Source organism: Caulobacter sp. 602-2 (genome assembly GCF_011043625.1).
In the GTDB taxonomy this organism is placed as follows: Bacteria; Pseudomonadota; Alphaproteobacteria; order Caulobacterales; family Caulobacteraceae; genus Caulobacter.
In genome coordinates, this window is the sequence record NZ_JAAKGT010000004.1 from 77,653 (window position 1) to 91,281 (window position 13,629).

Annotated in this window: 15 protein-coding genes; 8 read left to right on the forward strand and 7 right to left on the reverse strand. The window is 71.9% G+C overall.

Going from position 1 to position 13,629, the window contains the following annotated elements:
• The first annotated feature begins 23 nt into the window (after positions 1 to 23).
• The gene (gene rpsP / locus G5B46_RS10510; RefSeq protein WP_165258501.1) at positions 24 to 503 is read left to right on the forward strand and encodes a 30S ribosomal protein S16; all 480 of its coding nucleotides are present in this window, start codon (positions 24 to 26) and stop codon (positions 501 to 503) included.
• 86 nt (positions 504 to 589) lie between these two features.
• Positions 590 to 1,141, forward strand: coding sequence for a ribosome maturation factor RimM (gene rimM / locus G5B46_RS10515; RefSeq protein ID WP_165258503.1), 552 nt, complete (start codon positions 590 to 592; stop codon positions 1,139 to 1,141).
• Here rimM and G5B46_RS10520 read toward each other — a convergent pair.
• The gene (locus G5B46_RS10520) at positions 1,138 to 1,977 is read right to left on the reverse strand and encodes an energy transducer TonB (protein WP_165258505.1); all 840 of its coding nucleotides are present in this window, start codon (positions 1,975 to 1,977) and stop codon (positions 1,138 to 1,140) included. The genes rimM and G5B46_RS10520 overlap by 4 nt on opposite strands.
• Before the next feature lie 50 nt (positions 1,978 to 2,027).
• A complete protein-coding gene (locus tag G5B46_RS10525) occupies positions 2,028 to 3,380 on the reverse strand; it encodes a glycoside hydrolase family 27 protein (protein ID WP_165258507.1) in 1,353 nt (450 codons plus the stop codon).
• A gap of 133 nt (positions 3,381 to 3,513) precedes the next feature.
• On the opposite strand from G5B46_RS10525, the gene thpR reads away from it, so the two are divergent.
• From thpR to G5B46_RS10540, 3 genes are all read left to right on the forward strand, one after another.
• Positions 3,514 to 4,053 carry an RNA 2',3'-cyclic phosphodiesterase gene (gene thpR, locus G5B46_RS10530; protein WP_165258509.1) on the forward strand — a complete coding sequence of 180 codons (540 nt, stop codon included), beginning with the start codon at positions 3,514 to 3,516 and terminating at the stop codon, positions 4,051 to 4,053.
• Between the two features lie 97 nt (positions 4,054 to 4,150).
• Positions 4,151 to 4,615 (forward strand): DUF4126 family protein, encoded by a 465-nt coding sequence (locus G5B46_RS10535; RefSeq protein ID WP_165258511.1) that lies wholly within the window; start codon positions 4,151 to 4,153, stop codon positions 4,613 to 4,615.
• A 2-nt stretch (positions 4,616 to 4,617) separates the two neighbouring features.
• Positions 4,618 to 6,006, forward strand: a complete 1,389-nt coding sequence (locus G5B46_RS10540) for an FAD-containing oxidoreductase (RefSeq protein WP_165258940.1) — start codon at positions 4,618 to 4,620, stop codon at positions 6,004 to 6,006.
• Positions 6,007 to 6,046: 40 nt separating this feature from the next.
• Here the strand turns inward: G5B46_RS10540 and bla are convergent, their stop codons facing one another.
• Positions 6,047 to 6,955 carry a subclass B3 metallo-beta-lactamase gene (bla, locus tag G5B46_RS10545; RefSeq protein ID WP_165258513.1) on the reverse strand — a complete coding sequence of 303 codons (909 nt, stop codon included), beginning with the start codon at positions 6,953 to 6,955 and terminating at the stop codon, positions 6,047 to 6,049.
• A gap of 79 nt (positions 6,956 to 7,034) precedes the next feature.
• Here bla and G5B46_RS10550 point away from each other — a divergent pair, with 79 nt between their 5' ends.
• Positions 7,035 to 7,955, forward strand: a complete 921-nt coding sequence (locus G5B46_RS10550) for a LysR family transcriptional regulator (RefSeq protein WP_346764897.1) — start codon at positions 7,035 to 7,037, stop codon at positions 7,953 to 7,955.
• Here G5B46_RS10550 and G5B46_RS10555 read toward each other — a convergent pair.
• Together G5B46_RS10555 and G5B46_RS10560 are read right to left on the reverse strand one after the other, a co-directional pair.
• Positions 7,927 to 9,288 carry a HAMP domain-containing sensor histidine kinase gene (locus tag G5B46_RS10555; protein WP_165258515.1) on the reverse strand — a complete coding sequence of 454 codons (1,362 nt, stop codon included), beginning with the start codon at positions 9,286 to 9,288 and terminating at the stop codon, positions 7,927 to 7,929. The genes G5B46_RS10550 and G5B46_RS10555 overlap by 29 nt on opposite strands.
• Before the next feature lie 26 nt (positions 9,289 to 9,314).
• Positions 9,315 to 9,710, reverse strand: a complete 396-nt coding sequence (locus G5B46_RS10560; RefSeq protein ID WP_165258517.1) for a DUF2237 domain-containing protein — start codon at positions 9,708 to 9,710, stop codon at positions 9,315 to 9,317.
• Between the two features lie 123 nt (positions 9,711 to 9,833).
• Here G5B46_RS10560 and G5B46_RS10565 point away from each other — a divergent pair, with 123 nt between their 5' ends.
• Positions 9,834 to 10,712, forward strand: a complete 879-nt coding sequence (locus G5B46_RS10565) for a CoA ester lyase (protein WP_165258519.1) — start codon at positions 9,834 to 9,836, stop codon at positions 10,710 to 10,712.
• Positions 10,713 to 10,723: 11 nt separating this feature from the next.
• Positions 10,724 to 11,785, forward strand: a complete 1,062-nt coding sequence (locus tag G5B46_RS10570; protein ID WP_165258521.1) for a hypothetical protein — start codon at positions 10,724 to 10,726, stop codon at positions 11,783 to 11,785.
• 402 nt (positions 11,786 to 12,187) lie between these two features.
• Here the strand turns inward: G5B46_RS10570 and G5B46_RS10575 are convergent, their stop codons facing one another.
• On the reverse strand, positions 12,188 to 12,535 hold the full coding sequence (locus G5B46_RS10575; RefSeq protein WP_165258523.1) for a hypothetical protein: 348 nt from the start codon (positions 12,533 to 12,535) through the stop codon (positions 12,188 to 12,190).
• Between the two features lie 30 nt (positions 12,536 to 12,565).
• Positions 12,566 to 13,612, reverse strand: a complete 1,047-nt coding sequence (locus tag G5B46_RS10580; RefSeq protein ID WP_205691610.1) for a proline iminopeptidase-family hydrolase — start codon at positions 13,610 to 13,612, stop codon at positions 12,566 to 12,568.
• Positions 13,613 to 13,629: the final 17 nt, after the last annotated feature.

Sequence of the window (13,629 nt, forward strand, 5' to 3'; positions counted from 1 at the left end):
TTTAGACCCAAGGACTTAGACCAATGCTGAAGATCCGTCTCGCCCGTGGCGGCGCCAAGAAGCGTCCGTACTACTCGATCGTCATCGCCGACAGCCACTCGCCGCGCGATGGCCGCTTCATCGAGAAGGTCGGCACCTACAACCCGCTGCTGAAGAAGGATGACCCCGCGCGCGTCACCCTGAAGCTGGAGTCGATCCAGGAGTGGCTCAAGAAGGGCGCCCAACCGACCGACCGCGTCGCCCGCTTCCTGGCCGCCCAAGGCGTCGGCGCCTGGACCGCCGGCAACAACCCGAAGAAGGCCGAGCCGGGCAAGAAGGCCAAGGAACGCACCGCCGAGCGCGCCCAGCGCGAAGAAGAGCGTCTGGCCGCTGAAGCCCAAGCCAAGGAAGACGCCAAGGCCGCCGCTGAAGCCGCCGCCGCGGCCGCCGCCGAAGCCGCTGCTGCTCCGGCCGCTGAAGAAGCTCCGGCCGAAGCCCCGGCTGAAGAAGCCTCGGAAGGCTAAGGGATACGGCGCCGCCCTCCACGTGGGGGCGGCGCCATTCTCTTCTCTACCCCAAAGACCGGCCTCGTCCGGAAAGCCTCGCGTCGATGCCGATCTCTCCCGATGACCCGTTGATCCTGGTCGGCCGCGTGGCCGGAGGCTTTGGCGTGCGCGGCGAGGTGCGCATCTCGACCTATACCGAGGAGCCGATGGCCCTGAAGGGCTTCAAGCGGCTCCTGCGCCAGGACGGTTCGACCGCCCTGTCGATCTCGCAGGCGAGAGCCGTCAAGGACGGCCTGATCTGCCGCTGCGCCGAGATCGCGACCAAGGAAGCCGCCGACGCCCTGCGCGGCCTCAAGCTCTTCGTTCCCCGCTCGGCCCTGCCCGAGCCCGACGAGGATGAGTTCTACCTCACCGACCTGATCGGCATGGCCGTGCGCCACATCGCCACCGGCGAAGACCTGGGCAAGATCAAGAGCGTCCAGGACTTCGGGGCCGGCGACCTGCTCGAGATCATTCCCCCCCTCGGCGGCCAGACCTGGTACCTGCCCTTCACCCGCGCCGCCGCGCCGGAAGTGAAGCTGGCCGAGCGCCTGGTGCTGGCCGACCCGCCCAACCTGGTGGGCGAGCCCGAGGGGCCCCAGTCCGACGAGGACTAGGGTTTCGCGACCGGGTTTCGGTCGATCCCCTTCACCAGTTCCGGCCAGTTCCAGCGGATCCGCATCGACGCGCCCGCGGTCGGCAGATCATCGTCGGTGCGCGCCGGCGCGCGCAGCAGCTCCACCGCGGCCTTGATCGCCTGCGCCGCCTTCGGGCCGGCCTCGCCGGTCGTCACGCAGTCCTTCAGCGCGCCATCCGCGGCGATCCCGCATCGGGTGCTCGTCAAGCCGGTCAGGTCGCCCGCGCCGGCCAGGATCGCCTTGGCCTGGTCGCGGTCGGGGCGCGCAGCCCAGTGTATGAACCGCCCCTCGCAGTCGGCCGGACCTTCCCCGGCCGGACAGGCGAAACGATCCGAGCCGTTGCGGGGCGTGTCGTCTTTCACGGCGACCACCATGAAGGCGTCCTCGCCGATCGCCTTGCCCAGGGCCGTGGCCCTGAACGGCTGCGGCGCCGAAGGGTCGACCGGGGGCGCGGCGAAGGTGACAGGGATCAGGCGCCGGGCGCCATCCACCGGCTTGCCGTCGCGGATCTCGGGATTGAAGGCGAAGCCGGCGCTCAGGGCCAGGGCCGCCTCGCCGAAGCCGTAGTCCTCGGGCGTCTGAGACACGACCTTGCAGTCGCTGGCCTTGCCTTCGGCGGTGATGCGGCAGTCGAGGGTCGCCTTGCCGCCGATATTCTCCTTCTGGGCGCGCGGGGGATAGAGCTGGGCCATCGCGTTGGCGTCGGGCAGGCTGCGCCACTCGGCGCGCTCGATACGCTTGGGCGTCTCCTGGGCGCAGGCGGGCAGGGAAGAAGCGAGAACGGCGCCGAGCGCCAGGACGAAACGAAGCGACATGCCGCAAGCTTAGCTTGAGCGCGCCGCCTGTCGACCCGAAAGGGCGAGCGTCAGCCGGCCAGATGCAAAAGCGCCGATCCGTGCGGCGCCAGCGTGCGCTGCATGCGACCGCTCACCCGTCCCAGGTCCTGCCCGCTCCACAGGTCGATGGCCGACACGCCGTCGGCCAGGCCAAGGTCGCGCAGGCCGATCCCGACCGTCTTCGGCTTGGCCGTCGTGTTGAACAGCGCCAGGTAACGCTCGGCCGGCTTGCCTTCGGGCCGGGCCGACCAGACCCGCGCCCCGTCCTCGACGAAATGGGGCTGGTTACCGGTGCTGGCCTGGTTGACCGCCAGCACCGCACTATTGTTCAGCAGGGCCAGGGTCGGCGCGTCGAGGTGGCGCAGGTCGCCGCCCATGATCAGCGGCGAGCGGGCGATCGACCACAGGGTCATCAGGGTCTGCTGTTCGTCCGGCGTGAACTTGCTGTCGCGCTTGCCCAGGGCCAGCCGGCCCAGTGGCAGCATGTCGGCGTCGGGCCAGGCGCCCGGCGCGCGGAAGGCGTTCCAGTTCTCCAGCCTTGTGAACTGGGCGTCCAGCATCGACCACTCGTCCCAGAAGTCGTCTGAGATGCGCCACATCTGGGCGAACCTGCGCACATGCTCGGCGCGCGGCACCGGGGTCTCGCCCGGCGACAGGCTGAGGATCATCGGCCGGCCGCAGGCCCTGATCGCCTTGTGCGCCGCCTCGATCTCGGCGGCGTGGGCGTCGTAGGGCCGGCTCATGTCGTCCATCTTCACGAAGTCGACGCCCCACTGGGCGAACAGGCCAAAGACGCTGTCGTAATAGGCCTGAGCGCCGGGCTTGCGCATGTCCACGCCGTACATGTCGGGGTTCCACGAGCAGATGCTGGAGGTGTCGGCGATGTCGGCGGCGCGGACGCTCGTCCCCAGCACCGGCAGGTTGGCCTTCACCGCCGCGCGCGGGACGCCCCGCATCAGGTGCACGCCGAACTTCAGGCCCAGCGCATGGACCTGGTCGGCCAGCGGCTTGAAGCCCAGGCCGCCGGCGCTGGAGGCGAAACGGTTGGGGGCGGGCAGCAGGCGGCCATGGCCGTCCATCGCCGGCTGGGGATCGCGATTGTACTCGTAGCTGGCGGCCGCCGGCTCGTACCACTGGATGTCGACCGTGAAGACGTCGTAGCCGAACGGCAGCAGTTTCGCGGCCATGATCCTGGCCGTCTCCAGCGCCTGGGCCTCGTTGATCGTGGTGGCGAAGCTGTTCCAGCTGTTCCAGCCCATCGGCGGGCGCGGGGCCAGCAGCGGGGCCCGGGCCGGCGCGGCCCCGGCGCTCGAACCGGCCGCCAGGCCGGCGCCCACGCCCGCCAGCAGAACGCCGCGCCGATCCATCGAGGGTCCCGTCATCGCCCGCCTCCCGCCCCGACGGCCTTCGCGCCGTCCTCCTGGGCGACGCTATTTGTCAGACAATTTGCCCGATCGGCAAGGCGCCGACGGCAGGGGCTTGGAGCCTGGCCGCCAAGGCGTCTAGGTTGGCGGCATGATCCGTCTGTTCACCGCGATCGCCATCCCTTCCGAGATCGGCGCGCCGCTGCAAGCCCGACAATCCGGCATCGAAGGCGCCCGCTGGCGACCGCTGGAGGCCTTTCACATCACCCTGCGCTTCATCGGCGACGTGCAGGAACCCGTCGCCGCCGACCTGGACGAGGCGCTGGCGCAGATCGAGGCCCCGGCCTTCGACCTGGAACTGAAGGGCGCCGGCCATTTCGGCGAGGGCGCCGACATGCACGCCGTCTGGGCCGGGGTCGAGGACGAGCCGCTGCTGCGACGCCTGCAGAAGGCCAACGAAAGCGCCGCCCGCCAGGCCGAGCTGAAGCCTGAGACCCGCACCTACCTGCCGCACGTCACCCTGGCCTATCTCAAGCGCGCGACCGTTCCCGAGGTCGGCGCCTGGATCCAGCGCAACAACCTGCTGCATTCGCCGCCCTTCCACGTCGATCGCTTCGGCCTCTATTCCAGCTGGCAGACCAAGGAGGGCTCGGTCTACCGGCTGGAGCGGGAGTATCCGCTGAAGCGCTGATCGGGCGAACCGCAGCCGGAACATCCAAGCCGGCGCCCGATGCTTGCGCTTTGCTTCCGACGCGCGCCTGATCGCGGCGACGCTCGGGAGTTTTCGCATGACCCTCTACGTCCTCGCCCTGCTCATCGGCGTGATCGCCGGCCTGCGGGCCATGACCGCCCCCGCCGCCGTCGCCTGGGGCGCGCACCTGGGCTGGATCCCGCTGGCCGGCACGCCGCTGGCCTGGCTGGGCGGCAACATCGCCACCTGGATCTTCACCGCCCTGGCGGCGGTCGAACTGATCACCGACCAGCTGCCCATGACCCCCAGCCGCAAGGTTCCGCCGCAGTTCGGCGCGCGCATCGTCGCCGGCGGCTTCTCGGGCGCGGCCATCGGCATGGCCGGCGGCGCGTGGATCGCCGGCGCCGTGCTGGGCGTGGTCGGCGCGGTGATCGGCACCCTGGGCGGCGCCGAGCTGCGCGGCCGCCTGGCCAAGGCCTTCAAGCGCGACACGCCGGCGGCTCTTGTCGAAGACGTGATCGCGCTGGGCGGCGCCTATCTGATCGTCTCGGCGGTTTCGTGAGCATGACGTTCGACGCCATCATCATCGGAGCCGGCCAGGCCGGACCCTCGCTCGCCGGCCGCCTGACCGCCGCCGGCTGGAAGGTGGCCCTGGTCGAGCGCAAGCTGTTCGGCGGCACCTGCGTCAACACCGGCTGCATGCCGACCAAGACCCTGGTGGCCAGCGCCTACGCCGCGCATCTGGCCCGCCGGGCCGCCGATTACGGCGTCGTGCTGCAGGGGCCCGTCGGCGTCGACATGAAGGCGGTCAAGGAACGCCAGCAGACCGTGGTGCGTAACGCCCGCGGCAATGTCGAGATCTGGCTGAAGGGGATGAAGGGCCTCTCCGTGTTCGAAGGCCACGCCCGCCTGACCTCGCCCACCAGCGTCGAGGTCGACGGCCAGGTGCTGGAGGCCCCGAAGATCTTTCTCAATGTCGGCGGCCGCGCCAACGTCCCCGACATGCCGGGGATCGAGGATGTCTCGTATCTCACCAATGTCGGCATGATGCAGCTGGATGTGCTGCCCGAGCACCTGGTGATCGTCGGCGGCAGCTATATCGGGCTGGAGTTCGCCCAGATGTACCGGCGCTTCGGCGCCCAGGTGACCGTGGTCGAGATGGGTCCGCGCCTGATCGGCCGCGAGGACCCCGAGGTTTCCGACGCCGTGCGCGAGACCCTCGAGGCCGAAGGGATCGCCGTGCGGCTGAACGCCGAATGCATCAGCTTCTCGCCCTGCAAGACGGAAGGGGGCGAAGACGGGGTCTGCGTCCACGTCTCGTGCACCGAGGGCGAGCCGGCCGTGAAGGGCTCGCACACCCTGCTGGCCGTCGGCCGCAGGCCCAACACCGACGACCTGGGCCTGGAGGCGGCCGGCGTCGCGGTCGACAAGCGCGGCTACGTCACGGTCGACGAGGCCCTGCGCACTAACGTCCCGTCGATCTGGGCCATGGGTGACTGCAACGGGCGCGGCGCCTTCACCCACACCGCCTACAACGACTTCGAGATCATCGCGGCCAACCTGCTCGACGACGACCCCAGGAAGGTGACCGACCGCCTGACCGCCTACGCCCTCTATACCGACCCGCCGCTGGGCCGGGTGGGGATGACCGAGGCCGAGGTGCGCGCCCGGGGCCGTCCGGCCCTGGTCGGAACGCGCCCGATGACCCGCGTCGGCCGGGCGATCGAGAAGGGCGAGACCAGGGGCTTCATGAAGGTGCTGGTCGACGCCGAGAGCAAGGAGATCCTCGGCGCGGCGATCCTGGGAACCTCGGGCGACGAGGCCATCCACGGCATTCTCGACGTCATGTACGCCAAGGCCCCCTACACCGTCCTGCAGCGCACCGTGCCGATCCACCCGACGGTGTCGGAACTGATCCCCACCGTGCTGGGCGAGCTGAAGCCGCTGGAGTAGGCGAGGGCCTCCGCCAGGGTCGAGCAGGGCATCCGGCCCGCTACTTGCCCGCCCGCTCCTTGGTCAGGCGCGCGTCCAGCCGGGCCGCATGGCGATCGGCATAGGCGCGGCAGGCGCCGGGATCGACGAAGGGGTTGGGCGTTCTGCTGCGCCGGGCGCGCGCCAGCCGCTCGTCGCCGCCCGACTGGTCGGGGTGGGCGCTGATCAGCACGTCGCAGTTGAGGCTCCGCATCACGTCGAAGCTGCGGCGGAAGCTCGCCACGACCCCGGCATTGGCCGGATCCGAGAACCGGTAGCCGTCGGACGACACCGGATTGAGGCTGGAGCCGAACACCACCGCCTTGCAGGCCCGCCGCTCGCACGCGGTCCAGGTCCAGCTCATGCTGCCGGCCGTGTGGCCCGGCGTGGCGCGGGCGGTGACCGCAACGTCGCCCAGCCGGATCACCTCGCCGTCCTTGACCGCACGCAGCCTGGTCACGGGCGGGAAGGCGGCCAGATCAGCCGCCTGCTGATCGTCGGCGCCCGCACGGCCGTGTCGCAGCACCTGCGCCGCCGGAGCACTGGCCACCACCGTCGCGCCGCTGTCACGGGCCAGGGCGGCGAGGCCTCCGGCGTGGTCGTAGTGCGGCTCGGTGCTGAGGATCAACTTGATGTCGGTGACCTTGAAGCCCAGCGCCCTGATGTTGGCCTCGATGGCCGGCGCGGCCTGGGGCAGGGCGGCGTCGACCAGGATCAGGCCCTGGCTGGTCTTGATCAGGCCAACGCTGAGTCCGCCGAAGCCCACAATGTAGCTATTGCCGTAGACCTTGATCGGCGCCTCGGGCTTCAGCCAGCGGGCCGCATAGTCCGGCGCGATCGGGGCCAGCAGCGGGTCGTGCGCCAGGGCCGGCCCGGCTAGGGCGGAAACTCCGGCGACAAGGCTGAGGCCCGCGATCCACGTCTTCTTCATGCCGCTATCCCCTTCGGTTGGCGCGGCGAACCTGCCGGGCGGGGGCGGCGGCGACAAAGCATCATATCTGGACGCAGCCATGAGCCTGGTTCATGGCTTGACCATGGATCGCGCCCAACTGCCGCTGAACGCCCTGCGCGCCTTCGAGGCCGCCGCCCGGCATCTGAACTTCACCCGCGCCGCCGTCGAACTGTGCGTCAGCCAGGGCGCGGTCAGCCATCAGGTCGCCCAGCTGGAAGCCCGCCTGGGCGTGGCGCTGTTTCGCCGCCTGCCGCGCGGCCTGGCCCTGACCGACGAGGGCCAGGCCCTGGCGCCGGTGCTGGTCGACGCCTTCGACCGCATCGGCGCGACGCTGGAGCGCTATAGCGACGGACGTCTGCGCGAGGTGCTGACCCTGGGCGTGGTCGGCTCGTTCGCGGCCGGCTGGCTGCTGCCGCGCCTGGAGGCCTTCCGCCGCGCCTGCCCGCAGGTCGACCTGCGGGTGATGACCAACAACAACCGCGTCGACCTGGCCGGCGAGGGACTGGACCTGGCCATCCGCTTCGGCGACGGGGCCTGGCACGGCGTTCATGCCGAGCCGATCCTGGCCGCGCCGCTCAGCGCCCTGTGCGCGCCGGCGATCGCGGCGCGCCTTTCCTCCCCGGCCGACCTCAGTCGCGAGATCCTGCTGCGGTCCTATCGCGCCGACGAGTGGCCGCGCTGGTTCGCCGCCGCCGGGGCCGAGGCGCCGCCGCTGCGCGGGCCGATGTTCGACAATTCGGTGCTGATGGTCGCCGCCGCCGTCGCCGGCCAGGGCGTGGCGTTGGCGCCCGTCGCCCTGTTCGGGTCAGAGCTGGCGGCCGAGCGCCTGGTCCGTCCGTTCGCCGCCGAGGTGATCACCGGCCGTTACTGGCTGACCCGGCTGCATTCGCGGGCCGACACCCCGGCCATGGCGCTGTTTCGCAGCTGGCTGCACGGCGAGATGGCGCCGCCTAAGCCGCCAGCGGCAGCACCACGCTGAAGGCCGAGCCCTCGCCCGGCCGGCTGGAGACGGACAGGCGCCCGCCGTGGGCCTCGACGATCGCCTTGCTGATCGCCAGGCCAAGGCCGTTGCCGTGGGCCGCGGCCGCCTCGCCCTGCCAATGGCGCTCGAACACCCGGGCGGCCTGTTCGGGGCTCATGCCCCAGCCGGTGTCGCGCACCTCGATCACAACAGCCGGGCCCTCGACCCGGCTGGACAGCGACACCGTCCCGCCCGGCTCGGTGAACTTGATGGCGTTGGACAGCAGGTTGGCCACCACCTGGCCGACGCGGGCGGCGTCGGCGTCGAGCCACGGCTCGGCCGCGTCGGGCGTGTAGGCGAAGGTCAGCCCCTTGCGGGCGGCCGACAGCGAGAACTGCTCGGCGATGTCGGCCAGCAGGCGGCGCAGATCGACCGTCTCGCGGGCCAGCACCAGGCCGCCGGCCTCGATCTTGGAATGGTCGAGGATGTTGCGGATCAGCCGGCGCATGGTCTCGGTGGCCAGCAGGATGGCCTCGACGCCCGAGCGCACCTTGGGCTGGGCTTCGACGCCCGGCTGGGCCAGCAGGTTCTCGCTGGCGAACAGGATGGTGGTGATGGGGTTGTTGAGGTCGTGGGCCACCACCTCGACCGCCTCCTTGCGCGCCAGCGAGATGGCCTTTTCCCGCTCGGCCAGGCGTGCGGCGACCTGGTCGTAGCTGCGCTTCTGCTCGACCAGCCGCAGCAGCAGGCGGCCAAGGAAGGCGCAGAACACGAAGGCGCAGATCGAGGCCAGGGCCAGCACCCCGAACACCACGCGCACCACGCGCTGGTTGCGGGCCCGTTCGGCCTGGTAGCGCGCCGCCGACCGGTCGGTGAAGCGGTCGATGGCCGCGTCTATGCTGGCGGTCAGCGGTCCGGCGTTCTTCTGGAAATAGGCGTTGGCGCGGCTCATCGTGCCGCCGTCCAGGCGCTGGGCCACGCCGGCCCGCTGCAGCACCAGCAGCCGACGCTGCAGGGCGGCCACCTGGTCGAGCGCCGCGCGGGTCTCGTCGTCGCGGGCCAGCGCCTTCAGGTCGCCGACGATGGCGTCGAAGCGCCGGTTGGAGCGCTCCAGCTCGACCAGCAGGCCCTTCTCACCATTGATGACGATGACCGGCACCAGGGCGTTCTGCCGCATCTTCTCGCTGCGCAGGTCGTGGGCCAGGATCACGGTGCGGGTGTAGACGGCGTCCAGCCGGTCCTGGGCGGCCGAGAAGCGGGCCAGGAAGAACAGCGACGCGGCCAGCAGCGGCAGGAAGGCCAGGGCGATCAGCCCCACCAGCACCAGCAGCCTGCGTTCGTAACCGACCATCTAGGACCCTTCGGCCTTGCGCGGGATCAGACCGCCGCGTGGTCCTTCAGCACCCCCAGCGTCACGATGGCCAGGGTCTCCTCGTGGGTGGCCTCGAGAATGACCTGCGGAGCCATGCCCGCGTCCAGCGCCTCGCGCCAGCGGCCGGCGCAAAGGCACCAGCGGTCGCCGGGCTTGAGCCCCCGGAAGGCGAACTCCGGACGCGGGGTCGACAGGTCGTTGCCGGTGGCCTTGGAAAAGGCCAGGAACTCCTCGGTCATCACCGCGCAGACCGTGTGCAGGCCAAGGTCGTGCGGTCCGGTCTCGCAGCAGCCGTTGCGGTAGAAGCCGGTCACCGGATCGAGCGAGCAGGGGACCAGTTCCCCGCCCAGCACGTTGCGGGCCGTCTCGTCGTAGCGCGTGGGGGCCGGTTGCGTGGTCATGGCGCCAGCTTAACCCCGTTTGCGGCTTTCCCGCCATGGCTTCGCCCGCCGCGAGATCGCCGCTTCCCGTCGCGCGCGGCGGGTGCTTTACACTCGCGTCGTCCCTGCCAGGATGACCCCGCCATGACCGATCTCGCCCGGCCGCGCCGCAGCGCCCTCTACATGCCCGCCTCCAACGCCAAGGCCGTGGAGAAGGCGCGCACGCTCGACGCCGACGTGATCATCCTCGACCTCGAGGACGCCGTGGCCCCGGAGATGAAGCCCGCCGCCCGCGAGGCCGCCGTGGCGGCGGTGAAGGCCGGGGGTTTTGGCCCGCGCGAGATCGTCATCCGCACCAACGGCCTGGACACCCCCTGGGGCGCCGACGACCTGAAGGCCGCCGCCGAGGCCGGCCCCGACGCCGTGCTCGTGCCCAAGGTCAATGACGCCGCCGACGTCCACGCCTATGACGCGGCCCTGCACGCGGCCCCGATCCACACGCGCCTGTGGACCATGATCGAGACCGCCAAGGCCGCCTTCCACCTGTGGGAGATCGGCGAGGCGGCGAAGACCACGCGCCTGTCGGCCTGGGTGATGGGGGTCAACGACCTGGCCAAGGAGATGCGGGCGCGCCAGACGCCGGGCCGCGAGGCCTTCCTGCCGATCCTGTCGCTGGCGGTCGCCGCCGCGCGCGGCCATGGCCTGTCGATCCTCGACGGGGTGCACAACGACATCGAGGATCTGGCCGCGCTGGAGGCCGTCTGCGGCCAGGCCGTCGACTTCGGCTTCGACGGCAAGACCCTGATCCATCCCAAGCACCTGCCGATCTGCAACCGGGTGTTCTCGCCGTCGGACGACGAGATCGCCTGGAGCCAGGCGGTGATCGCCGCCTTCGCCGCGCCCGAGAACGCCGGCAAGGGCGCGCTGCGCGTCGAGGGCAAGATGGCCGAACGGCTGCATCTGGCGCAGGCGCAGCGGCTGGTGGCGGTGTCCGAGGCCATCGCCGCCCGGACGGCGGGCTGATAAGGACCCCCATGCGTCGCCTTCTCGCCGTCTCCCTGTCCGCCCTGCTGTCGTTTCCGGCCGCCGCCCTGGCCCAGGCGCCGGCGTCCGAGGTGGTGACGACCAACCCGTCCGCGCCCGCCCAGTCCGCGCCCGAGGCGGCGATCCCGCTGGTGGCCGCCCCGCCGGCGGGCGGCCAGCCTGCGCCTGCCGCCGAAGCTGCGCAGGTCGCCGCGCCGCCGGCCCCGGCCGATCCCCTGGCCGACCTGATCGCCGCCAGCGGCCCGCAGACCACCGACGAGGAAGACGAGGCCCCGGCCGCGGCGCCGGCGCCCCGCCACAAGCCGACCATCCTGCCAATCCCCGCGCCCGAGACCTCGACCCCGGCGGCGCCCGGCGCGCCGATGAGCGTCGAGCAGGCCTACGAGCTGCGGGTGAAGGGCTCGATCGCCGCCGCCCAGGGCCTGCAGGGTCCGCTCGACGGCGGCTGGGTGCTGCGCGGCGCGGGCGGCGTGGCGCTCTATTCGCTGCAGATCGCTGATCCGGCCGGCGGCTACGGCCCGGTCGAAGGCGCCTGGCGCGACCTGCGCCGGCCCGGCGCGGTGGGCTCCACCGGCCTGATCGACAGCATCGAGCGCACCTATGACGGCGGCGCGGCCGTGCGGTTCATGGCCCGGCCCGGCGTCGGCTCGACCCTGGCGCTCAGCGTCGGCCCCGACGGCGCCTGGAGCGGCCGCCTGACCGAGGACGGCGCAGCGCCGGCCACGGTCGACATCGAGCGCACCGGCGCGCCGATCCTGCCGGCCGGCTACGCCGTCGCCGCGCGCGGCCCGGTGATCTGGCCGCCGCGCGCCGCGCCGACCGCGACCCGCACCACTTCGGCGGCGCCGGCCCGCGCCGCGCCCTGCTCGACCCGGGGCAAGAAGGGCAAGGCCCTGAAGGCCGCCAAGGCCAAGTGCGCCGCCGCCGCCAAGAAGAGCGGCGCAAAAGGCAAGGCCGCCGCCCGCTCGGGCAAGGCCGGCAAGGGCAAGGCGGTCAAGCCGGGCAGCCGCAAGAAGACCGCCGCCGCCGGCGCGCGCAAGAAGCGGCGCTAGGCCAGAGCGGTCGGTCGAGCGCCGACCCGCTTCGGATCGGCGTTCAGCCAACCTGGCCCTTTTCCACCGACCGCCCCCGCGAAGGCGGGGGCCCAGGCTGTCTTTCGAGGACGGGCGGGGCTGAGGATGACCCGCAGACCCCGCCTGGGTACCCGCCTTCGCGGGAACACTAGGTTTGGAGGCGCCAGCAGGGTGATCATCGATACGCCCCGGGGAGCCCAGGCTCGGTCGAGCGCCCGGGACTAGGCCTGCCGTCCCGGCTGAAGGGACGCGTCAGCGGTCCGCACGGCCGCGGACCTCACATGCCAACAGGTTCGGTTCCGGCGCTCGGCTTCGCTAAGGCCGGGGTGACGGGCCTTGGGGCGCCGTCGTGGCCAAGCCTTGGGTCGTTGAACACCCGGCCTAACCGGCGCCTGGAGAGCCCGCATCGTTCCGGGCCATGGCTTCGACTTCGGCCAGCACCGCCGCCAGCGCCTCGACATCGGTGTCCGGCGGACCGGCCTGGACGGCGCGATGTCGAAGCGCGTCCAGGCGCGGATCGGTGATGGGGGTGCTTTCGAAGTCGTCCCAGTCCCAGACGCCGCCCGTTCCGTCGATGAACGCCCGCAGCACGCCGGCCACCTCGTCGGGCGTGCGATCGGCCGTCTGCTTGCCCGGCCACAGCCGCGTGAGCAGGACCACCGGCGCCGCGGCCGCCGCCAGCAGCACGCCCAACCAGACCGGCAGGCGCGAGTCGCTCGCTTGTTGCATCACGGGATCTCCCAAGACCTGGCGCTCCGATCAGGACGGCAAGGCGTCGCGTCGGCGCAGCCACTGGCGTAGCACGGCCGTCGTTTCCTCGGGACGGTCGGTGAAGGTGGCGTGGCCGGCGCCGGGAACCACCGCCAGTTCCGATCCCCTGGCCCGGCGCGAGAAGGCCAGGGTCGTGGCCGGACGGGCCTCGTCGTACTGGCCGACCAGGAACAGGGTGCGCGGCCCGTCCAGGCGGTCGAGCAGGGGCTCGCCGTCATAGGCCTTCAGCGTGCCGGTGGCCGAGAACTCGGTCGCGCCCCACATCGTCTTGTAGAGAACCGGGTTGAAGCCCCGGTCGCCGGGCGGCCGATAGGCGCGGTGGGCCGGCGAGGGCGGCTCGCGGGTCAGGAAGGCGGCGTAGAAGGCGTCGGTCGCCGCGTCGCAGGCGGCCAGGAAGGCCTTGTCGGTCGGCGAGGGCGCCGGCCCCTCGCATCGGGTCAGCTGATCCCGCACCGACGGCGGCAGGTCGTCGCGCAGCAGGTTGGCGTCGGCGATCCAGCTGCGGGTCGAGACCAGCGGACTGGCCAGCATCAGGCTGGCCAGGGCCGGCGAGCGCCGCGCGCCGTACTCCAGCGCCACCGTCCCGCCCCAGCTGTGGCCCAGCACGTGCCAGCGCGGGATCTTCAACCCCTCGCGGACGGCCTCCAGCTCGTCGACGAAGCGGCCCACCGTCCAGTTGGCCGGATCCATCGGATGGTCCGACAGCCCGCTGTCGAGCTGGTCGTAGAGGATCACCGCCCGCTCGTCGGACAGGGCCAGGGCGTCGAGGAACCCCGAATGGGTGCCGCCCGGCCCGCCGTGGACCATGACGATCGGCGGCGGCGCGGCCCCGGCTAGCGCGGCGTCGAGGTCGCCGTTGATCCGCGCATAGACCCGCCCGCCCGGAACCGGCAGCCGCAGTTCGCGGTCGGGCCTGGGAAAGGCGGCGAGCCTGGCCGGCGCCGCCCCCGCCAGGGCTCCGCGCGCCATGCCGGCCGCCAGCGCCGTTGTTCCGGCCGCCGCGCACAGACCCAGCAGCTTGCGTCGATCGATCACGCCCATCGCCCCCCTCG